This is a genomic window from Mesorhizobium sp. M1329 (assembly GCF_040318035.1).
Taxonomy (GTDB): Bacteria; Pseudomonadota; Alphaproteobacteria; order Rhizobiales; family Rhizobiaceae; genus Mesorhizobium.
Genome location: NZ_JAMYLN010000014.1, coordinates 116,812 through 138,214 on the forward strand (window position 1 = coordinate 116,812; position 21,403 = coordinate 138,214).

17 protein-coding genes, 1 tRNA gene and 1 pseudogene are annotated in these 21,403 nt (G+C 63.4%); 9 read left to right on the forward strand and 10 right to left on the reverse strand.

Features of this window, described 5'->3' with window-relative positions; all coding sequences use genetic code 11:
- Positions 1 to 46 precede the first annotated feature (46 nt).
- The 4 genes from araD1 to chvE all read right to left on the reverse strand — a co-directional run bounded on the left by araD1 (position 47) and on the right by chvE (position 5,214).
- Positions 47 to 1,039, reverse strand: a complete 993-nt coding sequence (gene araD1 / locus NKH21_RS16550) for an AraD1 family protein (RefSeq protein ID WP_352664162.1) — start codon at positions 1,037 to 1,039, stop codon at positions 47 to 49.
- A 189-nt stretch (positions 1,040 to 1,228) separates the two neighbouring features.
- Positions 1,229 to 2,521: a multiple monosaccharide ABC transporter permease gene (mmsB, locus tag NKH21_RS16555; RefSeq protein ID WP_292659525.1), complete on the reverse strand. Its 1,293-nt coding sequence runs from the start codon at positions 2,519 to 2,521 to the stop codon at positions 1,229 to 1,231.
- Entirely contained in the window at positions 2,518 to 4,050 is a 1,533-nt protein-coding gene (mmsA, locus tag NKH21_RS16560) for a multiple monosaccharide ABC transporter ATP-binding protein (protein WP_023677359.1), read from the reverse strand. The genes mmsB and mmsA overlap by 4 nt, the downstream gene beginning before the upstream one ends.
- A 99-nt stretch (positions 4,051 to 4,149) precedes the next feature.
- Positions 4,150 to 5,214, reverse strand: a complete 1,065-nt coding sequence (gene chvE, locus NKH21_RS16565) for a multiple monosaccharide ABC transporter substrate-binding protein (RefSeq protein WP_352664160.1) — start codon at positions 5,212 to 5,214, stop codon at positions 4,150 to 4,152.
- 319 nt (positions 5,215 to 5,533) lie between these two features.
- On the opposite strand from chvE, the gene NKH21_RS16570 reads away from it, so the two are divergent.
- The gene (locus NKH21_RS16570) at positions 5,534 to 6,523 is read left to right on the forward strand and encodes a LysR family transcriptional regulator (protein ID WP_352488235.1); all 990 of its coding nucleotides are present in this window, start codon (positions 5,534 to 5,536) and stop codon (positions 6,521 to 6,523) included.
- Positions 6,524 to 6,855: 332 nt separating this feature from the next.
- On the opposite strand, the gene NKH21_RS16575 is transcribed toward NKH21_RS16570, so the two are convergent.
- Positions 6,856 to 6,929: transfer RNA gene (locus NKH21_RS16575), tRNA-Gly, on the reverse strand.
- 133 nt (positions 6,930 to 7,062) lie between these two features.
- On the opposite strand from NKH21_RS16575, the gene NKH21_RS16580 reads away from it, so the two are divergent.
- Positions 7,063 to 7,326, forward strand: coding sequence for a DUF6460 domain-containing protein (locus NKH21_RS16580; RefSeq protein WP_023677362.1), 264 nt, complete (start codon positions 7,063 to 7,065; stop codon positions 7,324 to 7,326).
- A gap of 4 nt (positions 7,327 to 7,330) precedes the next feature.
- On the opposite strand, the pseudogene NKH21_RS16585 reads toward NKH21_RS16580, so the two are convergent.
- Positions 7,331 to 7,981 (reverse strand): annotated as a pseudogene (locus NKH21_RS16585) (histone deacetylase family protein); the annotation flags it as partial.
- Here NKH21_RS16585 and NKH21_RS16590 point away from each other — a divergent pair.
- Entirely contained in the window at positions 7,938 to 9,272 is a 1,335-nt protein-coding gene (locus NKH21_RS16590; RefSeq protein ID WP_352664158.1) for an MATE family efflux transporter, read from the forward strand. The pseudogene NKH21_RS16585 and the gene NKH21_RS16590 overlap by 44 nt on opposite strands.
- Before the next feature lie 3 nt (positions 9,273 to 9,275).
- Here the strand turns inward: NKH21_RS16590 and NKH21_RS16595 are convergent, their stop codons facing one another.
- Both NKH21_RS16595 and NKH21_RS16600 read right to left on the reverse strand, forming a co-directional pair.
- On the reverse strand, positions 9,276 to 10,349 hold the full coding sequence (locus NKH21_RS16595) for a quinone-dependent dihydroorotate dehydrogenase (RefSeq protein ID WP_352664156.1): 1,074 nt from the start codon (positions 10,347 to 10,349) through the stop codon (positions 9,276 to 9,278).
- A complete protein-coding gene (locus tag NKH21_RS16600) occupies positions 10,346 to 10,696 on the reverse strand; it encodes a DUF952 domain-containing protein (protein ID WP_352664154.1) in 351 nt (116 codons plus the stop codon). The genes NKH21_RS16595 and NKH21_RS16600 overlap by 4 nt, the downstream gene beginning before the upstream one ends.
- Before the next feature lie 125 nt (positions 10,697 to 10,821).
- Here NKH21_RS16600 and NKH21_RS16605 point away from each other — a divergent pair, with 125 nt between their 5' ends.
- Both NKH21_RS16605 and NKH21_RS16610 read left to right on the forward strand, forming a co-directional pair.
- Positions 10,822 to 11,253 (forward strand): hypothetical protein, encoded by a 432-nt coding sequence (locus tag NKH21_RS16605; RefSeq protein ID WP_352470125.1) that lies wholly within the window; start codon positions 10,822 to 10,824, stop codon positions 11,251 to 11,253.
- A gap of 119 nt (positions 11,254 to 11,372) precedes the next feature.
- Positions 11,373 to 12,035, forward strand: coding sequence for a response regulator transcription factor (locus NKH21_RS16610; protein WP_031211969.1), 663 nt, complete (start codon positions 11,373 to 11,375; stop codon positions 12,033 to 12,035).
- A gap of 3 nt (positions 12,036 to 12,038) precedes the next feature.
- Here NKH21_RS16610 and NKH21_RS16615 read toward each other — a convergent pair whose 3' ends face one another.
- On the reverse strand, positions 12,039 to 15,527 hold the full coding sequence (locus NKH21_RS16615; RefSeq protein WP_352664152.1) for a PAS domain-containing hybrid sensor histidine kinase/response regulator: 3,489 nt from the start codon (positions 15,525 to 15,527) through the stop codon (positions 12,039 to 12,041).
- A 235-nt stretch (positions 15,528 to 15,762) separates the two neighbouring features.
- Here NKH21_RS16615 and mscL point away from each other — a divergent pair, with 235 nt between their 5' ends.
- A complete protein-coding gene (mscL, locus tag NKH21_RS16620) occupies positions 15,763 to 16,185 on the forward strand; it encodes a large conductance mechanosensitive channel protein MscL (protein WP_352664357.1) in 423 nt (140 codons plus the stop codon).
- A gap of 111 nt (positions 16,186 to 16,296) precedes the next feature.
- Entirely contained in the window at positions 16,297 to 17,463 is a 1,167-nt protein-coding gene (locus NKH21_RS16625; RefSeq protein ID WP_352664150.1) for a pyridoxal phosphate-dependent aminotransferase, read from the forward strand.
- Positions 17,464 to 17,542: 79 nt separating this feature from the next.
- On the opposite strand, the gene hemA is transcribed toward NKH21_RS16625, so the two are convergent.
- Positions 17,543 to 18,820: a 5-aminolevulinate synthase gene (gene hemA / locus NKH21_RS16630; RefSeq protein WP_352866239.1), complete on the reverse strand. Its 1,278-nt coding sequence runs from the start codon at positions 18,818 to 18,820 to the stop codon at positions 17,543 to 17,545.
- A gap of 265 nt (positions 18,821 to 19,085) precedes the next feature.
- Between hemA and galE the strand changes: the two genes are divergently transcribed.
- Positions 19,086 to 20,081, forward strand: coding sequence for a UDP-glucose 4-epimerase GalE (galE, locus tag NKH21_RS16635; RefSeq protein WP_352516604.1), 996 nt, complete (start codon positions 19,086 to 19,088; stop codon positions 20,079 to 20,081).
- Between the two features lie 43 nt (positions 20,082 to 20,124).
- Complete coding sequence (locus NKH21_RS16640) at positions 20,125 to 21,375, forward strand: D-amino acid dehydrogenase (protein ID WP_352664148.1); 1,251 nt, start codon at positions 20,125 to 20,127, stop codon at positions 21,373 to 21,375.
- The last annotated feature ends 28 nt before the right edge of the window (positions 21,376 to 21,403 follow it).

Sequence of the window (21,403 nt, forward strand, 5' to 3'; positions counted from 1 at the left end):
CTGCCATCTCCCCCACGAGGGGGGAGATCACGCTTTCATCGACGCCTCAAAGCGCCTTCACCGCGACCTTCACCGGCTGCTCGATTTCAAGCGGGTTGCGCAGAGGCAGGCCGAAATCAGGGGCCTCGATTTCGAACACGTCGCCGGCCTCGGTCCTGACGCCGTCGGCGAAGGACAGCGTCGCCGTGCCGAACATGTGCACATGCACGTCGCCCGGCTGGCGGAAGGCCGAGTATTTGAAGTGGTGATGCTCGAGATTGCCAATGGTGTGCGACATGTTCGCCTCGCCCGACAGGAACGGCTTTTCCCAAAGCAGCTTGCCGTCGCGCAGGATACGTGAAGCGCCGCGGATATCGGACGGCAGATCGCCGATCAGGATCTCCGGGCCGAACGAAGCGTTGCGCAGCTTGGAATGGGCAAGGAAGAGATAGTTCACGCGCTCGGTGACGTGGTCGGAAAACTCGTTCGACAGCGTGAAGCCGACGCGGAACGGGGCGCCGTCGTCGCCGATCACATAGATACCGGCGATTTCCGGCTCCTCCCCGGCGTCCTGGGCGAAGGCGGGCGACATAAGCGCGGCCCCGGGCGCCACTGCCATGGTGCCGTTGCCCTTGTAGAACCATTCCGGCTGCACGCCGATCTGGCCTTTCGCCGGCTTACCGCCCTCAAGCCCCATGCGGAACATCTTCATGGAATCGGTCAGCTGTTCCTCGCCGTCCGTGCTGAGCTTCTTGTGCATCGAATCGCGGGTCGCGGCGGAGCCGAGATGCGTCAGCCCGGTGCCGGTGAGATGGAGATGGGCCGGATCGGGATGGTTGATCGGCGACAGCAGCCGGCCCTTCTTGTAGGCTGCGTCGAGATCGACGGTTTCGCCGAAGCCCTTGCGCTCGATCAGGGCGACAAGCCCGCTGCCGGTGCGCGCGGCCTCCATCGCCAGCGAATAGACGCTGCGGGCGCCGTTAATGACGCGGGTCTTGCCGCTGTTGCGGGCAACGACGCGGATCGTCTCGGCGTCGTCGAGGATCTGTGAGATCAGCATGGTAACCCTCTCTGAATTGCGGGCTGGCCTGCCTTTGGCGGCAAACCCTACCCTGCGTGGCCCGGACCCTGTCCGCGCCTCGGTTGAAATTCTTCGTCCGGATTGCGCTCGCGGATCAGGTCCCTCGGGGGACTTTTTTGCGCCGCCCGGCAGCGCCGCGATGTGACCCGTATGCCTCCTGGTTGCCTCTCAAGCCTTGTTCTTGTTGTAGACGTCGAAGACGACGGCGCCGAGCAGCACCAGGCCTTTTACCACCTGCTGCCAGTCGACATTGACGCCCATGATCGACATGCCGTTGTTCATGACGCCCATGATGAAACCGCCGACCACCGCGCCGATGACCTGGCCGACGCCGCCCATCGCCGAAGCGCCACCGATGAACACCGCGGCGATGACGTCAAGCTCGCTGCCGAGGCCGGCCGCCGGCACAGCCTGCCCCAGGCGCGCAGCGATAATCAGGCCGCCGAGTGCCGACAGTACGCCCATATTGATGAACACCATCAACGTCAGCCGTTCGGTCTTGATGCCCGATAGCTGGGCTGCCTTGGCATTGCCGCCCATCGCATAGATGCGACGGCCGATCGTCATGCGTTTGGTAACGAAGACGAACAACGCGATCAGCACGCCCATCACCATGAGAACGATGGGAAGGCCCCTGTAGGTGGCGAATTGGTAGACGAGAAACAGCGCCAGCGCGCTGATCACCAGGGTCTTGACGACGAACAGCGAGAAGGGCTCGGCTTCGTAGCCATGCTTCTCGCGGGTGCGCCGTGCCCTGAGCCCGAAATAGGCATAGGCGAGCACGGCGACGAGGCCGATCACGATCGTCGTCAGGTGCAGCGTCAGGCCGCTGCCGACAATGGTTTTGCCGGCGGCGTTCACGGTTGGCGGTATCAGCGTCAATGGGCCGATCAGGTCCGGAATGAAGCCGGAACTGAGCGCCTTGAAGCCGACGGGGAGCGGCCCCACCGAAGACCCGCCACCCAGCAGCGCCTGGCAGATGCCGCGGAAGATCAGCATGCCCGCCAGTGTGACGATGAAGCTCGGTATTCGGTGATAGGCAATCCAGTAGCCTTGTGCCGCGCCGATCGCGCCACCCACGATCAGGCAGATGATCGACACCACCAGCGGATTGCTCAATGGGCCAAGCGGCCAGATGACCATCATCATCGCCGCCAGTGCGCCGATGAAGCCGGCGACGGAGCCGACGCTGAGATCGATATGGCCCGAAACGATCACCAGAAGCATGCCCAGCGCCATCACGATGATGAAGCTGTTCTGCTGAACCAGATTGCTGAGGTTCACCGGCTTGAACAGCGTTCCGGACGTGGTGAACTGGAAGAACACCATGATTGCGATCAACGCCAGCACCAACCCGTATTCGCGCAAGTTGGTGACCAGCGCCGAGACGGCAATGCGAGGTCCCTGTTGTAGGTCCTGGGCAACGCCGGTCTGCGGCCCGGGAGCGCTTTCGGTGCTCATGATGCTTTTCCTTCTCCGCGGACGATGGCGCGCATTATCTTTTCCTGGCTGGCGTCGCTTGCCGCCATTTCGCCGACGATGCGTCCTTCGTTCATGACGTAGATGCGGTCGGTGATGCCGAGCAGTTCGGGCATTTCCGACGAGATGACGATGATTGCCTTACCCTCGGAGGCGAGACGCGCGATGATCGTATAGATTTCATACTTGGCCCCGACGTCGATACCGCGTGTCGGCTCGTCGAGGATCAGCACTTCCGGATTGGCGAACAGCCATTTCGACAGCACCACCTTCTGCTGATTGCCGCCAGAAAGATTGCCGGTCATCTGGTAGACGCTCGAGGCGCGGATATTGGTCCTGCCGCGATAATCGTTGGCGACCGAAAGCTCGCGCAAATCGTCGATCACGCCATGGCGTGACACTCCAGGCAGGTTGGCGAGCGTGATGTTGTGCTTGATATGGTCGATCAAGTTGAGACCGTAGGTCTTGCGGTCCTCGGTAACGTAAGCGATGCCGTGTTCCACCGCCTTGCTCACCGAAGAGACATCGATCGGCTTGCCGTTAAGGAACACCTCGCCGGTGATGCGGCGGCCATAGGACCGGCCGAACAGGCTCATGGCAAACTCGGTCCGGCCGGCGCCCATGAGCCCGGCAATGCCGACCACCTCGCCCTTGCGCGCGTTGAGGTTGATACCCTTGATGACCTGCCGCTCGGCATGGATGGGGTGGTAGACCGACCAGTTTTTCACTTCGAGAACGGTCTCGCCGATCTTCGGCTCGCGCGGCGGATAGCGGTCGTCGAGCGAACGGCCGACCATCGAGGTGATGATGCGGTCCTCCGAGATGTCCTTCTTGGCCAGCGTCTCGATGGTCCGGCCGTCACGGATGATCGTGACCTTGTCGGCGACCCGGTTCACCTCGTTGAGCTTGTGCGAGATCAGGATCGAAGTGATGCCCTGCCGCTTGAATTCGAGCAGCAGATCGAGCAGCGCCTGGCTGTCCTTTTCGGACAAGCTCGCCGTCGGCTCGTCGAGAATGAGCAATTTCACTTCCTTGCTGAGTGCCTTGGCGATCTCGACCAGCTGCTGCTTGCCGACGCCGATATTGGTGATCAGCGTGTTGGGGTCTTCCTTGAGGCCGACCTTCTTGAGCAGGGCGCTGGTGCGCGCCTCGTTTGCATTCCAGTCGATGACGCCGTATCTGGCGTGCTCGTTGCCGAGAAAGATGTTTTCGGCGATCGACAGCATCGGCACCAGCGCAAGCTCCTGGTGGATGATGACGATGCCCTTGCGCTCGCTGTCATGGATGCCTTTGAAATGGCACTCATCGCCGCGATAGATGATCTGGCCGTCATAGGTGCCGGACGGATACACGCCCGACAGCACCTTCATCAGCGTCGACTTGCCGGCGCCGTTCTCGCCGACCACGGCATGGATCTCGCCTTCCTCGACCATAAGCTTGACGTTCGACAGCGCCTTGACGCCGGGAAACGTCTTGGTGATGTCGCGCATCTCCAAAATCGTCGATGCCATTGAGAATACCACTCCTGCGAGGTCCGCAAACAATACCGGGCTGGCTCGCCAACGAAAAGGGGCCCTGCCTGCGCAGGACCCCAGGCTTTGTAACCGCGATTACTTCAGTTCTTCGGCCTTGATGTAGCCGGAGTCGACCACCAGCGCCTGGTAGTTCGACTTGTCGACATCATGCGGCGTCAACAGGATCGAGGGAACGACCTTGACGTCGTTGTTGTAGGTCTTGGTGTCGAGGCCTTCCGGCTTGCCGCCCGAGAGCACCTTGTCGACGAGTTCGACCGTCGCCTTGGCGAGTTCGCGGGTGTCCTTGAACACGGTCGAATACTGTTCGCCGGCGATGATCGCCTTGACCGAAGCGGTCTCGGCGTCCTGTCCGGTGACGATCGGCCATGGCTGATCGGCAGTGCCGTAGCCTACGGCGCGCAGCGAAGCGATGATGCCGCGCGACAGGCCGTCATAGGGCGAGAGCACGCCATCGACGCGGCTGCCGTCCGAGTAGTTGGCGGAGAGCAGATTGTCCATGCGGGCCTGGGCGGTTGCCGCCAGCCAGCGCAGCGTGCCGACCTTGTCCATGCCCATCTGGCCGGACTTCACGACGAGGGTCTTGTCGTCGATCAGCGGCTGAAGAACCGACATGGCGCCGTTATAGAAGAAGAACGCATTGTTGTCGTCCGGCGAACCGCCGAACAGCTCGATGTTGAAGGGCCCCTTCTTCTCGGGATAACCAAGGCCCTTGAGCAGCGATTTGGCCTGGATGACGCCGACGCCGAAATTGTCGAAGGTGGTGTAGTAGTCGACATTTGGCGTCTTCTTGATCAGGCGGTCGTAAGCGACGACGACGACGCCGGCGTCATTCGCCTTCTGCAGCGCATCGCCCATCGTGGTGCCGTCGATCGAAGCGATGATCAGCGCCTTCGGGCCCTTGGTGATTTCGTTTTCCAGCTGGCTGAGCTGGTTCGGAATGTCGTCCTGCGCATATTGCAGGTCGACAGTGTAGCCCAGAGCCTCGAGCTGGGACTTGACGGCGTCGCCGTCGTTGATCCAGCGCTGCGAGGTCTTGGTGGGCATCAGAACGCCGATCAGGCCTTCGCCCGCCTGCGCCGGCAGCGTCATGGCCGCGATGCCTAGGGCCGCGACGGCGGCCAGTGTCTTGATGATCTTCACATTAACTCTCCCTGGTTGATGGACGCGTACCCTTGGGTTTCGTGGGCCGCGCAATCGTGCAGGAGCGCCAAACGCGCCGCTGCCCTCAATCGATCTCCGGTATCCTCCCAATCGGCCCCGAAACTCTGGTTTCAATCGATACGAGTTTTCCCTCGTCGCCGATCGTCAAGTCTCAGGACGCGCGAAGGGTGTGTCGCTTTGCCATAACTGTCAAATGCGATCTTTGATGGTTGCTATATCGAAACCGATATGGCTAAAGCTAGTGGCGAGGCTGCCGGATGATCAGCCGGGGCGCCGGGCGCAGAAGTAGGGAAAAATCATGGCGGCGCTGCGAAATCCTGGTGGAATATCAGCCGGTTACGATGAAATCCCGGGTGATGGCGGAACCTTGCTGCGCAGCGGCTTGAGCCTGCGTCACATGCGCATGATCGCAGCCCTCGACGAGCACGGCCGGGTGAGTGCCGCGGCCCAGGTCATGAACATCTCGCAGCCGGCCGCTTCGCGCATGATCGCCGAGATGGAGGCGGTGCTCGACGTCAAGCTCTGCGAAAGGCTGCCGCGCGGCATCACGCTGACACCCTATGGCAAGGCGTTGGCACGGCGCGCGCGATCGATCCTGCTCGAGATGCGCGAGGTCGACCGTGAGATTTTCGAGCTCAAGGCGGGCAAGGGCGGCTCGGTGTTCCTGGGCGCGGTGACAGCACCGGCGATCGAGCTGGCGGTGCCGGCGATCCGCGAGATCCGGCGCCTCTATCCGCGCATCGAAATCACCATGCAGGTCGAGACCTCGAATGTGCTGGCGCGCGAGTTGATCGCCTCGCGCCACGATTTCATCATCGCCCGCATCCCCGACGACCTCAATCCGCGGCTGTTCGAAGCCCGCGTCATCGGCGTCGAGAAGGCCTGCCTGATCGTGCGCCGCGGCCACCCGCTGACCAAGGGCAAGGCAGTGCGGCTGGAAGACACCGCCGCCTATGACTGGGTCTTCCAGTCGGGCGGCTCGCCGCTGCGCCAGGCGATGGAAAGCAACTTCTTGAACCGCAACATCGCGCTGCCGGACCGCATCCTCAACACCAGTTCGCTGCTATTGACTCTGGTCATGGTCGCGCAATCCGACGCCATCGCGCCGGTGTCGGTCCAGGTTGCGAAGTTCATTCAGAACCCCGAAGGCCTGGCCGGCGCTATCGATGTCGTCCAGACTGAGTTCGACATCGAGGTCAGGCCTTACAGCCTGATCACGGTAAAGAACCGCGCGCTGTCACCGGCAGCCAAGATGCTGCACGATTTTATTTTGCGGGAGGTGGGCTGAGGGTTGGAGCGGGTAGCGGGCGCATTCCGCGGGTAGCGGGCGCATTCCATGGCCAGCCAGACGACCAGACGGGCCCGCCTGAGCGGCGCCGGTGCACGTTGGCAATACCGCGTGATGCTCAAAAAAAAGCCCGCCAGCAGACGCCAGCGGGCCAAGGGTAGACTTTCCGGTTGGGGTCATTCGAGGCCCCGCCGACCCTCAATGTGAGATATTCCACGAACTGGCACATCGGCCAAACAGATGAAAGACGGCCAGCCGGCTGCAAAAAAATGCCTGTGAAGCCGCTGGTTTTCAGCCTGACCAGAACAAGTGCAATGCACCGGGGCAAAAGCTGGAGCGGGTAGCGGGAATCGAACCCGCGCGTTCAGCTTGGGAAGCTGACAAGCTACCATTACATCATACCCGCGCTGGTTCCTCCGATATCATGGCCCGGCGCCGATGCGCAATCCGATTTGAGGCGCCGCCTTGATGCGGCGCGGGCGACTGCGTATTTCTTGGCATGTGCCCGAATCGCGGCACCCGACTGTGGAGACAGGCCCTTGTCCGCACTGAACCGCTTTCTCGGCGATACGCCGCTCCGGGTGATCCTGAAGCTGCTCGTGGTGTCGTTCCTCGTCGGCCTGGTCATGAACGCCTTCGGCTGGTCGCCGATGGACGTGCTTTACGGCATCCGCAAATTCTTCATAGACCTGTGGAATTTGGGCTTCCACGCCATCGACCGCTTTCTCGGCTACATCCTGCTCGGTGCCGCGATCGTCGTGCCGGCATTCATCCTGCTCAGGATCGCTAACTACCGGAAGTGAATTTTCAGGCGTAGGCAGCGGCCACTTCGAACAGGATGGCATGGCGTGCGGTGAGTGCTGCGACATCCGTCGAATAGCCTCCGCCGATAATGCCGCACACCGGTATGCCAAGCGTGCGGAAATGGCGGATCACCATATCGTCGCGAGCGCGCAGCCCGTCATCCGTGAGCGACAACCTGCCGAGCCGGTCCTCGGCATGGACGTCGACCCCGGCATTGTAGAAGACGAGGTTCCAGCGCGCTCGCGCCGACAGCTCCGGCAGGATGGCGCCCAGCCGCTCCAGATAGGCTGCATCGCCGGTTCCGTCGGGCAGGGCGATGTCGAGATCGGAGGCGATCTTGCGCGCAGGGTAGTTACGGTCGCCATGCATGGAGAAGGTGAACACGCCCGGCTCGTCGTTCAGGATATCCGCCGTGCCGTCGCCCTGATGCACGTCGAGGTCGACGACCAGGATGTTTTGGACAGCAGCTTCGGCGAGCAGCACCAGCGCGGCCACGGCCACGTCGTTGAAAGTGCAGAAGCCGGCGCCTTGCGCGCGCCGCGCGTGATGGCTGCCGCCGGCGGTGTTGCAGGCGATGCCGTTCAGCAAGGCCAGCCGCGCTGCCAGCACCGTGCCGGCCGTTGCGAGCTGCGCCCTCAGCGAGACCCGCGGTCCACGCTCGGTGCTCGCCATCGCCGTGCCGATGACGCTTGCCTATCTGACGACGCCGTTGCTCGGAATTGTCGATACTGCGGTGGTCGGACAGTTCGGCGACGCCGCCCTTCTCGGCGGCCTGGCGGCCGGCGCCCTGATCTTCGACGTCGTTTTCACGACCTTCAACTTCCTGCGCTCCGGCACCACCGGCCTCGTCGCCCAGGCCTTCGGGCGCGGCGATGCGCTGGAGGAGCAGGCGGTGTTCTGGCGCGCCGTGCTGATCGCGGTCGTCGCCGGCGTCGTGCTTGCCGCGCTTGCGCCCCTGGTCTCCACTGCCGGGCAATGGTTCATAGGCGCCGAACCGCGCGTCAGCGCGGCGATGGACGTCTATATCCGCATCAGGATGCTCGCAGCACCGTTCTCCCTGATCAATTACGCCATCCTCGGTTACGTGCTGGGGCGCGGCGAGGGCGGGCTCGGACTGATGCTGCAATTGATACTGAACGGCATCAACATCGCCCTCTGCTTCCTGCTTGGCCTAGAGCTCGGCTGGGGCGTTGCCGGCGTTGCCTGGGCAACGCTCACCGGCGAATTCGTCGCCATGCTGCTTGGTCTCGCCATTGTCGGCCGTCGCTTTTGGGCGGCGCCCAGGCTGCCGCGCCACCGCGTCCTCGATCTGCCGGCATTCCTGCGCATGATGTCGCTCAATCGCGATATCATGATCCGCTCCTTTTCGCTGCTCGCCGCCTTTGCGCTGTTCACGCGCCAAGGCGCACAATTCGGCACTCTGACGCTGGCCGCCAACGCTGTGCTGATGAACCTCTTCTTGGTTGCCGGCTACTTCCTCGATGGTTTCGCCACCGCCGCCGAACAGCTCGCCGGGCGCGCCATCGGCGCCCGCGCCGCCACGGCGTTCGACCAGGCCGTGCGGCTGACGCTGCTTTGGGGGCTCGGGCTGTCGGGCGCGGCGACGCTCTTCTTCCTGCTGGAGGGCACCGATCTCGTCGCCCTGATCACGACCTCGACCGACGTTCGCACCATTGCCGATATCTACCTGCCCTGGGCGGCGTTCACCGCGCTCAGCGGCGCGCTAGCTTTCCAGATGGACGGGGTTTTCATCGGCGCGACATGGTCGCGCGACATGCGTAACATGATGCTGTTGTCGTTCCTGTCGTTCAGCGCCGCTCTGCTGATCCTGGCGCCGGCCTTCGGCAATCACGGCCTATGGGCGGCGTTGCATGTCTTCCTGCTGGTGCGTGGCTTCAGCCTGCTCGCCATATTGCGGCTGCGGGTGCGCACAGCCTTTGGCTGATCGCTAAAGCGGCTTCGCTGCCCATTGATCGAGGCGGCTGTCGCGAAGCTCGCGCAGCGACTTCAGCCCTTGACTGTCCATGAAACGGGCCATGCCGGAAAGAATGCGCCCCGGCAGCGCGGGCCCGGCATAGATCATGCCGGTATAGAGCTGGACGAGATCGGCGCCGGCACGGATCTTTTCCAGCGCCGTCTCGGCGGAATCGACGCCGCCGACGCCGATGACGGCAGGATCCCGGCCAAGCAGTTTCCGCATTTTTGCCAGCACGGTGGTCGAGCGCTCGAATAACGGTTTTCCCGAAAGCCCGCCGGCCTCGACAAAATCGTTGCTGCGCAGTCCCGCTCGCGCGATCGTGGTGTTGGAGACGATGACGCCGTCTATTTTCTTCTCAGTGACCTCGGCGGCGATGTCCTCCAGCTCGGCCTCGACCAGATCCGGCGCGATCTTGAGGAAGACGGGCGGTTTTTCCGGTGCCGCCGCACGCGCAGCCATGACCCGCGACAGGAGCTCGCCAAGCTGTTCGCGCGCCTGCATGTTGCGCAGGCCCGGCGTGTTCGGCGAGGAGATATTGATTGTCAGATAACTGGCATATCGCGCGAACCGGATCACGCCGCGCTCATAATCGCCGACGCGGTCGGCGCTGTCCTTGTTGGCGCCGATGTTGATGCCGACGATGCCGGGGCGGCCTTTTCGGGCGGCAAGACGCTTCTCTGCGGCGGCGTGGCCTTCATTGTTGAAACCCAGCCGGTTGATCACCGCCCCGTCCGAAGGCAGCCGGAAGATGCGTGGCTTCGGATTGCCCGTCTGCGGCAGCGGTGTGATGGTGCCGACCTCGGCGAAGCCGAAGCCCAGGCCGAGCAGTGCGTCAGGCACTTCGGCATTCTTGTCGTAACCCGCAGCCATGCCGAGCGGGTTCGGGAAATCGAGTCCACAAAGGCTGACCCTTAGCCTGTCGTCTAGCAAAGGGCGCCCGGAGACCGGCAGCCCGCATCTCAGCGCGGCAATCGACAGCCCATGCGCGGTTTCCGGATCGAGCGTGAACAACAGTTTCTGGCCGATCCGGTCGAACGCGCTCATTCGGCCCCCAGCGCCGGGAATTCATGCCGGCCGTCGGCGCCGAGCGGCAATGCCTGCACTGAAACGACCGCATCGAGGCCGAGCCCGCCATAGAGATGCGGGAACAAGGCGCCGCCGCGCGAGACCTCATACTTCAGCGCATCGCCGAGGCGCGCGCTATCGACGGCGACCAGCAGCAATCCGCTTTGGCCGGCGAAATGTTTGGCCGCCGTTTCTCGAACCTGCCCGGCGGTGGAAAAATGGATGAAGCCGTCGGCGACGTCGATCGGCGCGCCGGTGAAGCGGCCTTCTCTTTCAGCCTCGCGCCACAGCGCCTCGGGAACTATCTTGTAGATGATCTCGGACATCGTTGCGCTATAGTCCGAACAGATCATGCGGGGAAGGGGCAAGCGGGTTTCGGACGCTCCGAACTCTTCCCCATTTCAGGCGCAAACATGTGATACATTGAACCAACTGGCTCATGGAGGAAAACATGCGTCTGAAACACGTATTGATCCCCGCAGCACTGGTGTCGCTTGTCGCGGCCTCGGCCTTTTCCGAGGAAGCCGATCGCTACCGGTTGGAAAAATCGGCCAATGGCTATGTGCGCATGGATACGCAAACCGGCGCCATGTCGCTCTGCGAGGAGCGCTCCGGTCAGCTTGTCTGCAAGACGGCGGCCGACGAACGTGCCGCCTTGCAGGATGAGGTCGACCGGCTGCAAAATTCGGTGAAGGCTCTCGACGAACGCGTCGCCAAACTCGAAAATTCGCTTGCCGCGCGTTTCGAATCGACTTTGCCCAGCGAGGAGGATTTCAACAAGACGATGGGCTACATGGAGCGCTTCCTGCGCAGCTTCATGGACATCGTCAAGGACATGGACAAGGACGAAGACGGCGCCAAGCCGAATTCGCAAAAGACCTAGGCAATTCGCAAAAAGACCTGGGGCGGGAATAGCAAGCCGGCCACGCCGAACAGCAGGCGTAGCGTTATGATTGTTCAGATCCTGCAAGGCGGAAAATCGCAAACGGGATTCGGGGAGGGATATCACCGTTGGGCTACACATTCGTCATTGCCGACGATCACCCGCTTTTTCGCGGTGCATTGAGGGAGGCACTCGCGGGCATCGGCGACGTTGCCGCCATTCACGAGGCCGGCGATTTCGAAAGCGCCAAGGCGCTGGTCCTGGCCAATGAGGATGTCGATCTGGTGCTGCTCGATCTCTCGATGCCGGGGGCAAGCGGTCTTTCTGGCCTGATTTCGTTGCGCGGCATCCATCCGGCGGTGCCGATGATGGTGGTCTCGGCGCATGACGATCCGGTGACGATCCGGCGCGCGCTCGATCTCGGCGCCTCCGGCTTCATCTCCAAATCGGCCAGCATGGAGGAGATCCGCAATGCGGTGCAGTCGGTGCTTGCAGGTGATATCGCGGCTCCCGTCGGCATCGATCTCGGGGTGGAGCGCGATCCCGAGATTTCCGACCTGATCAAGCGGCTGCAGGCGCTGACCCCACAGCAGACGCGCGTGCTCGGCATGCTGGCCGAGGGACTGCTCAACAAGCAGATCGCCTATGAGCTCGGGGTCTCCGAAGCGACGATCAAGGCGCATGTCTCGGCCATCCTGCAGAAACTCGGCGTCGACAGCCGCACCCAGGCGGTCATCCTTTTGTCCAAGATCGGCAGCGACCCGTTGCAGACGGCCGGCTGATTCCTATTCGGCCGCCGGCGCCAGCGGCCTGACCCTGGCCATCATCGAGCGCAGCATCGCCGGTTTCAGCGGTTTGCTGATCACCGGCACGTCCAGCCTGCCGGCGGCGGCGCGAACCTCGCTCGAGCGGTCGGCGGTGACCAGCACGGCCGGCAGGTCCTCGCCATGGATCGCACGCAACTGGGCGATCAATTCAAGGCCGGTCCTGTTGTCGAGATGATAGTCGGCAAGCACGATGTCCGGCCGATGCATGCCGGACCTCTCGATATCCTCCGCGCCGGAAAGCGTGTCGACGCTGCAGCCCCAGCCCTCCAGCAGCAGCCGCATGCCGTCGAGGATGCGGGCGTCGTTGTCGATGCAGAGCACATTGAGCCCGGCAAGCGAGGCCGCGACACGGGCAGGCGGCTTCGCCTCGGCCTCGCGCCGCGGTGCCTGCACGGCCGCCACCGGCAGCAGCACGGAAAAGCGCGTGCCTTTGCCGGGATTGGAGAAGATCCGGATTTCGAGGCGCAGGACGCGGGCGATGCGGTCGACGATGGAGAGCCCCAAGCCGAGGCCTTCCGCTTCGCGCATGCCCTCATCGAGCCGGGTGAATTCGCGGAACACGGTGTTGAGCTTGTCGCCGGCAATGCCGATGCCGGTGTCGATCACCTGGATCTCGGCCAGTTCGCCGCGCCGCCGCACGCCGACCAGGATGCGGCCATGGCGCGTATACTTGATGGCGTTTGAGACCAGGTTCTGGATCAGCCGGCGCAGCAGATTGCGGTCCGTCATGACGCTGAGCGACGAGGGCATGATCGAGAGCTCGAGTTTCTTTTCGGCGGCAAGCGGCCGGAAGTCGTTGCCGATCTGGCGCAGCAGCCCGTCCAGGCCGAAGCTCGTGTCGTCCGGCTTCATCGCGCCGGCATCGAGGCGCGAAATGTCGAGCACCGCGCCGAGGATGGTCTCGACCGATTCCAGCGACGATTCGATATTCATCGCCGCCTTGCCGGCAGGTCCCTTGCCGGTCTTCTCGATCAGCGACGAGCAATAGAGGCGGGCGGCGTTCAGCGGCTGCAGGATGTCGTGGCCGGCGGCAGCGAGGAAGCGGGTCTTGCCGAGATTGGCCTCCTCGGCCAGCATCTGCGCCTGCGCCAGCTCCTCATTGACGCGGGTGAGCTCGGCGGTTCGGCTCTTCACTCGCTGTTCCAGCGATTCGTTGGCGCGCTTCAGCGCCAGATCCTGTTCGACACGTCCGGAAATGTCGGCATAGGTGGCGACGATGCCGCCGTCCGGCATCGGATTGGAGCGCAATTCGAGGATGCGTCCGCTGGTCTTCAACTCCATCTGCCATGGGCTGACGAAGCTGGTCAGGCGGTTGAGCATGGTGACGCGTTGGTCTGCCGGTATGTCACCGCGCTCGGCAAGGTGGCGCAGGATACGATCGAGTGAGACTCCGACCTGGCCCATCTCGTCGGGCAGGTCGAACAGCGCCCGGTACTGGCGGTTCCAGCAGATCAACCGGAAATCGCGGTCGAAGACGGTGATGCCCTGTTCCATCTGGTCGAGCGCGATCTGCAGCAGGTCGCGATTGTGCTGCAGCGCCTCGGTGGCGTCGTCGAGCAGACGGAAGGCGTCCTTGGATTCGCGGTCGTTGCGACGCAGCAGCAGCGACAGGATCAGCCGCGCCGAAGAGGAGCCGACGGCACTGGCCAGAAGCTGCTCGGAGAAGCGGATGACATCCATGCTGGCCTGTTCGTTGCCGAGCAGTGAAGTGCCGCTGCTCTTTTCGAACGACTGGAAGGACCGCTCGGTCCGTTCGACACCGAGATAGCGCGCGATCGTGTCCTTGAGGTCGTTGACGGTGATCGTGGTGCGGAAGCGGCGCAGGCTGGGCAGCGGACCCGCTTCGCGCGGCACGAAGATCGACGCCTGGATGCGTTCCAGCGGCACAGAGGCGCGCGACAGCGAGCCGAACACAACAAACAGCGTGTTGATCGACAGGCTCCACAGCACGCCATGGTTCAGCGGCTCGGCGACGGTGCCGAAAAGCGCCTGCGGCCGCAATGCATCGAAGCCGAACAGGCCGTGGACCAGGATGCCAGTATCGGGTGTGACGAGCGACGGAAGCAGCAGCGTGTAGCTCCAGACGACGATGCCGGCGACCATGCCAAGCGCGGCACCCCGGCCGTTGGCGCCGCGCCAGACCAGGCCGCCGATCATTGCCGGCGCGAACTGCGCGATCGCGGCGAACGACATCAGGCCGATAGAGGACAGCCGCGCGCTGTTGGTGCTCTCGCGGTAGTAGAGAAAGGCGATGAACAGCATGATGAAAATCGCCGCCCGCCGCACATTGAGGATGAGCGTCGACCAGTCCTCGCTCTCTGAGGTCGTGGTCCGCAGCAATCGCCTCACGAACAGCGGGATGATCAGGTCGTTGGAGATCATGATCGACAGCGCAACGCTTTCGACGATCACCATTGCGGTCGCCGCCGACAGGCCGCCGATGAAGGCGGCCATGGCCAGCACGTCGTGGCCGCTGAAAAGCGGCAGTGACAGCACATAGAGGTCGCTGCTGGTCCTGGGGCCGACCAGCTCCAGGCCGGCCAATGCGATCGGCAGCACGAACAGGTTGATTGCCACCAGATAGAGCGGAAACACCCATGTCGCGGTGCGCAGCTCGGCCTCGCTGCGGTTCTCGACGATGGTGACGTAGAACTGGCGCGGCAGCATGAGGATGGCAAAGCCGCTCAGGCATGTCAGCACCAGCCAGGTGGCGAGTGAGGTGTTGTAGCCCATCGCCTGGCGCACCTGCGTGTTTTCGGCGAGCCGGTCGAACATGTCGCCTGGCCCCCCGAAGATCAGGAACGTGACCATCAGGCCGATCGCAAGGAAGGCGGCGAGCTTGACCACGGTTTCGACTGCCACCGCCAGCACCAGCCCGTCCTGGTGCTCGGTGGCATCGGCATGGCGCGTGCCGAACAGCACCGCAAACAGCGCCAGCAGCATGGCCACGACCAGCGAGATGTCGCTGACGAACGGATCGAACGACGGGGGCGAGCCGGTATAATGCTCGACCATCAGGCTGACCGAGCCGGAGATTGCCTTCAATTGCAGCGCGATATACGGCACGGCGCCGATGGTCGCGATCAGCGTGGCGATCGCCGCGACAGCGAAGCTCTTGCCGTAGCGGGCACCGAGAAAGTCGGCGATCGAGGTGATCTTCTCGGTCTTGGCCAGCCTGACGATGCGCTGCAGCAGCGGAAAGCCGAACACGAACACCAGGACCGGTCCGATATAGATGCCGAGGAACTCGAGGCCGCGCTCGGAGGACAGGCCGACCGAGCCGAAGAAGGTCCAGGAGGTGCAGTAGATGGCGAGGCTGAGCGCATAGATGAACGGCCGGGCGCAGCCGGGCCCGGTTGAAGTCGAGCGGCGGTCGCCCAGGCTGGCGATGACGAACAGCAACGTCACATAGGCGATCGCGATGATGACGATGAACCAGCCCTGCACGCCTCGAACTTCCTCCCTGCGCCGGCTTTTTCATCCGGCCTTGCAGACGCAATCACAGCTTGGCGATCGAGTCCATCGCGGCTTTCGGCGTATCATATCGACTGCGTCGGGCAATCGTGACCGGCTGAAACCAGCTTTTGTTCCTGTTGCAACCGCAGGTTTTTGCTATTCTGCCTGCCGGTCGATGCCGGGGGAGCGGACGGCAGAACGGCCGGTCAGGACAAGGAGGAGTCGAATGCTGAAAGAGTTTCAGGAATTCATTTCCAAGGGCAATGTGATGGACCTGGCCGTTGCCGTCATCATTGGCGCTGCCTTCGGCAAAATCGTCACCTCGCTGGTCGACGACATCATCATGCCTATTGTTGGCGCGATCTTCGGAGGACTGGACTTCAACAACTACTTCATACCCCTGTCTTCCGCGGTGAATGCAACCTCGCTGGCTGATGCAAAGAAACAGGGTGCGGTCTTCGCCTATGGCAGCTTCATCACCGTGGCGCTGAACTTCCTCATCCTCGCCTTCATCATCTTCGTGATGGTCAAGGCGGTGAACAATCTGCGCCAGCGGCTGGAGCGTGAAAAACCGGCCGCCCCGGCCGCTCCGCCGCCAGCCGACGTCGCGCTGCTCACCGAAATTCGCGATCTCCTCGCCAGAAAGTAGCGCCTGCGGCAACTTTCTGGACCAAAACCCCGGTCGCTTGCGGCCGGGGTTTTCTGTTTTCGTCCGCCCTGAAACACGCTAGCAGTCGAGCAAACGAAAACGGACCCATCCATGACCCTGATCGATACTCTGCGCGCCGAGGCGCGTGCGGCGCCTGAAAGCGGCATTGTCGCCGTCATGAACCGTGGCCGCGGCCGCGACGGCATGATACCGCTCTGGGCCGGCGAGGGCGACCTGCCGACGCCTGCCTTCATCACCGATGCCGCCGCCAAGGCGCTGGCCGCCGGCGAGACCTTCTACACCTGGCAGCGGGGCATTCCTGAACTCAGGCAGGCGCTCGCCCGCTACTACACCAGGCATTTCGGCAAGACTTTCGCCAACGAGGAATTTATCGTCACCGGCTCCGGCATGCACGCCATCCAGATGGCCATCGATGCGGTGGCCGGCAAGGGCGACGAACTCGTCTACCTGTCGCCGGCATGGCCGAACTTCGCCGCCGCCGCCGGGGTGGCCGGCGCCGTTCCGGTCGCGGTCACGCTCGACCAGTCGGGCAATGGCTGGTCCTGCGACGTCGACAAGATCGCAGCGGCGATCACGCCAAGGACCAAGGCGCTGTTCGTCAACACGCCGTCCAACCCGACCGGCTGGACCGCCGACAAGGAGACGCTGCAGGCGATCCTCGATCTCGCCCGCGAGAGGGGCCTGTGGATCATCGCCGACGAAATCTACTCGCTGTTTCATTACGGCCATGGCCGCGCGCCGTCCTTCATCGACATCATGGCCGATGAGGATCGCATCCTATTCGTCAATTCCTTCTCCAAGAACTGGGCGATGACCGGCTGGCGCATCGGCTGGATCAAGATCCATCCCGCCTTGCAGCAGGTGTTCGAGAACCTGGTCCAGTATTCGACTTCCGGCGTTGCGCAGTTCATGCAGCGCGGCGCCGTCATTGCCCTCGATGAAGGCGACGCCTTCATCGTCGAGCAGGTGGAGCGGGCGAGGGCGGCGCGCGACTTGGTCTGCGGCATTCTCGCCGAAACCGGCAGGGCCCGGTTCACCGTACCGCAGGGCGCATTCTATCTGTTCTTCGCAGTCGACGGCATCAGCGATTCCCGCGCTGCCGCCTTCGACATGGTCGATCGCGCCAATGTCGGCCTGGCTCCCGGCACCGCCTTCGGCCCCGGCGGCGAAGCCTTCCTCAGGCTGTGCTTCCACCGCCGCCTCGACCAGCTCGAGGAAGCCGCGCACCGGCTGGCGAAATGGATGACGAGTGTGTGAAGTGTGTTGAGGTTTGCGCCAGGCATCGCAGCACTGAAAATGAGGCGGCACCGATAGGCGGCTGCCCGTGGCGGCGGAGTTACCCGCCCGACTTCGGCACCAGCAACGGAATGACGCGGTCGCTTTTGGCCACCGAAGGCCGGCCGGCCGAACCGTAGGGAATCCCCAACGCGTCCCATGTCTCGACCAGCGCGTCCTGCAGCGAGGCGATCAGCGCGTCCGAATGGAACGGTGTCGGCGTGATGCGTAGCCGTTCGGTGCCGCGCGGCACTGTCGGGTAGTTGATCGGCTGGATGTAAATGCCGTGCACACCGAGCAGGCGGTCGCTGGCCATCTTGCAGAGCTCGGGATCGCCGACCAGAAGTGGCACGATGTGGGCAGGCGATTCCATCACCGGCAGGCCGGCCGCGGCCAGCACTTGCTTGGTCCGTGTCGCCTGGCGCAGCTGCGCGTCGCGCTCGGCCTGCGAACGCTTGAGATGGCGGATCGAGGTGGTTGCCGCGGCAGCGATCGCCGGCGGCAACGCCGTGGTGAAGATGAAGCCCGGCGCATAGGAGCGCACCGCGTCGATCACCGCAGTGTTGCCGGCGATGTAGCCGCCAAGCGTGCCGAACGCCTTGGCCAGCGTGCCCTCGATGATGTCGATGCGGTCGGCCAGCCCTTCGCGCTCGGTGATGCCGCCGCCGCGCGGCCCGTACATGCCGACGGCGTGGACCTCGTCGATGTAGGTCATGGCGTTGTAACGCTCGGCGAGATCGACGATCTGCTTGATCGGCGCGATGTCACCGTCCATCGAATAGACGCTCTCGAAGACGATCAGCTTGGCGCGCTCGCGGCCGGCGGTCTGCAGCAGGCTTTCGAGATGCGCGACATCGTTATGGCGGAAGATCTTCTTCTCGGCGCCCGAGCGCCGCACGCCCTCGATCATCGAAGCGTGGTTGAGCTCGTCCGAGATGATCAGGCAATTGGGAAGCAGCTTTGCAATGGTCGAGATCGACGCCTCGTTGGAAACGAAGCCGGAGGTGAAAACCAGTGCCGCTTCCTTGTCGTGCAGGTCGGCCAGCTCCAGTTCGAGCTCGACCAGCGGGTTGCTGGTGCCGGAAATGTTGCGGGTGCCGCCGGCCCCCGACCCCATCTTGCCTGCCGCCTTCTGGAACGCGGCAATGACGTCGGGATGCTGGCCCATGCCGAGATAGTCGTTGGAGCACCAGACGGTGATTTCCTCGGCGCGGCCATTGGCACGCCAGATGGCGCGCGGGAATTTCCCTACGATACGCTCAAGGTCGGCGAAGACGCGGTAGCGGCGCTCTGCATGGAGCTGGTCGATCGCTTCCTCGAAAAACCGCTGATAGTTCATGTCGCCTTCCCAGTTTTGCGCGGGATCATAGTCATTGGCCCATTCGTCGTCCACCTGGCCTTTTTGGTCAAAATGCCACGCCCCGAGCCTGTTCCTAACGACCACGGAACGTGGCCTATTCCCTTGATGTGGATCAATCTTGTTTCAGGACAATGCCACACGCCGATGAGACCGGTTACCGCAGGTTCTAATGGCTTGGCGGCAGGTTTTCCAGTAAGGCGACGATTGAGACAGTTCCGATAAATCATGAATAGCGAGGATGCGGATGACGGTTTTGGTGACAGGCGGGGCCGGCTATATCGGTAGCCATATGGTCTGGGAATTGCTGGACACGGGTGACAGCGTCGTCGTCCTCGACCGGCTTTCCACCGGCTTTGAATGGGCAGTAGCCCCGGAAGCAAAGCTCGTCGTCGGCGATGTCGCCGACAGGGAACTGGTCGCCTCGATCATCCGCGACAATAAGGTCGACGCGATCATCCATTTCGCCGGCTCGATCGTGGTCCCCGAATCGGTCGCCGACCCGCTTGCCTATTACGAGAACAATACCTGCAAGACGCGCACCTTGATCGAGACCGCAGTGCGCGAAGGCGTGCCCAATTTCATCTTTTCCTCGACCGCCGCCGTCTATGGCGGCGCCGGCCTGGAGCCGGTGCGCGAGGATGCCCGGCTTGCGCCGGAATCGCCCTATGGCCTGTCCAAGCTGATGAGCGAATGGATGCTGCGCGACGCAGCCATTGCCCATGGGTTGCGCTATACGGCGTTGCGCTATTTCAACGTCGCCGGCGCCGATCCGAAGGGCCGCACCGGCCAGTCGACGCCCGGTGCCACGCATCTGATCAAGGTCGCCTGCGAGACGGCGCTCGGCAAGCGTCCCTTCATGCAGGTGTTCGGCACCGATTATCCGACGCCGGACGGCACCTGCATGCGCGACTATATCCACGTCAGCGACCTGGCGGCGGCGCATCGGCTGGCGCTGCAGCGGCTGCGTGCCGGCGGATCGAGCCTGGTCGCCAATTGCGGCTACAGCCACGGCTATTCGGTGCTCGAGGTCATCGACAGCGTCCGCCGCGTCTTCGGCCATGATTTCGACGTGCGGATGGGCGATCGCCGCGCCGGCGACGCCGCCGCGGTCGTCGCCAATTCGGAGCTGGCGCGCGGCGAACTCGGCTGGACCCCGCAGCGCGACAACCTCGACCAGATTGTTGCCGATGCGCTTGCCTGGGAGCGCATCCTGACCAGCAAGAATTCGGCTCTGGGGTGAAGTGGGCTCTCCGCAAAGGTTGGTTCAGCGCGCTGGGGGCGGAATGAAAATCCTGGTGCTTGGAGCCGGCGTCGTCGGCACGGCGGCGGCCTATTGTCTGGCCAGCGACGGCCATGAGGTGACGGTGATCGAGCGCCATCCGGCGGCAGCACGCGGCACCAGCCGGTCGAATGCCGGCCTGGTGTCGCCCGGGGACGCCACCGCCTGGGCCTCGCCGGCAGCGCTGAAGACGTTCCTGCGCGGCCTCTATAACCACGATCTCGGCATCAAGGTGCGCCTGCGCTTCGATCCATATTTTTTCGCCTGGAGCCTGCGCTTCCTGCGCCAGTGCACGCATAAGCGCATGCGCGCCAACACCGACGTCAAGCTGCGTCTGGGGCTCTATTCGCGCGACTGCATCAACGCCATCTCCGCCGAAACCGGCATCCACTATGACGAGCGCAAGAAGGGGATTCTGTATTTCTTCCGCTCGCAGCAGAGCTTTGACACCGGCACCGACAATTACCGCTATCTCGGCGAACACGGCCTGCCGATCGAGATCGTCGGCCGCGACCGGCTGGTCGAGCTCGAGCCGGGCCTCGCCGGCGCTAAGGACAAGATTGCCGGTGGCGTCTATTCGCCGATCGACCAGACCGGCGACTCCAGCCAATTCACGCAGCGCCTCGCTGCCTATGCCGCCGAGAAACTCGGCGTCCAGTTCCTCTACGGCACCACTGTCGAAGGCCTCGAGATCGACGGCGGCCGCGTGCGCGCCGTGATGACCTCGGCCGGCCCGGTGGCCGGCGACGCGGTGGTCATTTCCATGGGGCCGGAGAGCGGCCTGCTCGGCCGCCGCTACGGCATCGACCTCCCCGTCTATCCCGTGAAGGGCTATACCGTGACTGTTCCGCTGGAAGATGAAAGCAAGGGGCCGATCATGGGCGGCGCCGACGAGGATCGGCTGATCGGCTATTCCAGGCTGGGAAATCGGCTGCGGATGTCCTCGACGGCGGAGTTCACCGGGTTCGACCGCACGTTCAAGCCACGCGATTTCAACTCGATCCTGAACACCGGCAAGGACCTGTTCCCCGGCGCCTTCGACGAGAGCAAGGCTGAGCTCTGGGCTGGACTTCGCCCGATGATGCCGAACTCCGTGCCGGTCATCGGCCGGGCGCGGTACGACAATCTCTACCTCGACACCGGCCACGGCCATCTCGGCTGGACCATGGCCTGCGGCTCGGGAAAGTTCCTTGCCGACATAGTTGCCGGCCGCAAGCCGGAGATCGATCCGCAAGGATTGCTCTACGCGGGCTAGGCATCTCCCGACATCAGGGCGCCATGAG

Excerpts from the sequence above, each read along its gene's own strand:
- mscL (WP_352664357.1), top strand. The coding sequence starts at position 15,763 with ATGCTGAAAGAGTTTCAGGAATTCATTTCCAAGGGCAATGTGATGGAC.
- NKH21_RS16605 (WP_352470125.1), top strand. The coding sequence starts at position 10,822 with ATGCGTCTGAAACACGTATTGATCCCCGCAGCACTGGTGTCGCTTGTC.
- mmsA (WP_023677359.1), bottom strand. The coding sequence starts at position 4,050 with ATGGCATCGACGATTTTGGAGATGCGCGACATCACCAAGACGTTTCCC.
- araD1 (WP_352664162.1), bottom strand. The coding sequence starts at position 1,039 with ATGCTGATCTCACAGATCCTCGACGACGCCGAGACGATCCGCGTCGTT.
- hemA (WP_352866239.1), bottom strand. The coding sequence starts at position 18,820 with ATGAACTATCAGCGGTTTTTCGAGGAAGCGATCGACCAGCTCCATGCA.
- NKH21_RS16570 (WP_352488235.1), top strand. The coding sequence starts at position 5,534 with ATGGCGGCGCTGCGAAATCCTGGTGGAATATCAGCCGGTTACGATGAA.
- NKH21_RS16640 (WP_352664148.1), top strand. The coding sequence starts at position 20,125 with ATGAAAATCCTGGTGCTTGGAGCCGGCGTCGTCGGCACGGCGGCGGCC.
- mmsB (WP_292659525.1), bottom strand. The coding sequence starts at position 2,521 with ATGAGCACCGAAAGCGCTCCCGGGCCGCAGACCGGCGTTGCCCAGGAC.
- NKH21_RS16595 (WP_352664156.1), bottom strand. The coding sequence starts at position 10,349 with ATGAGCGCGTTCGACCGGATCGGCCAGAAACTGTTGTTCACGCTCGAT.
- NKH21_RS16600 (WP_352664154.1), bottom strand. The coding sequence starts at position 10,696 with ATGTCCGAGATCATCTACAAGATAGTTCCCGAGGCGCTGTGGCGCGAG.
- galE (WP_352516604.1), top strand. The coding sequence starts at position 19,086 with ATGACGGTTTTGGTGACAGGCGGGGCCGGCTATATCGGTAGCCATATG.
- NKH21_RS16625 (WP_352664150.1), top strand. The coding sequence starts at position 16,297 with ATGACCCTGATCGATACTCTGCGCGCCGAGGCGCGTGCGGCGCCTGAA.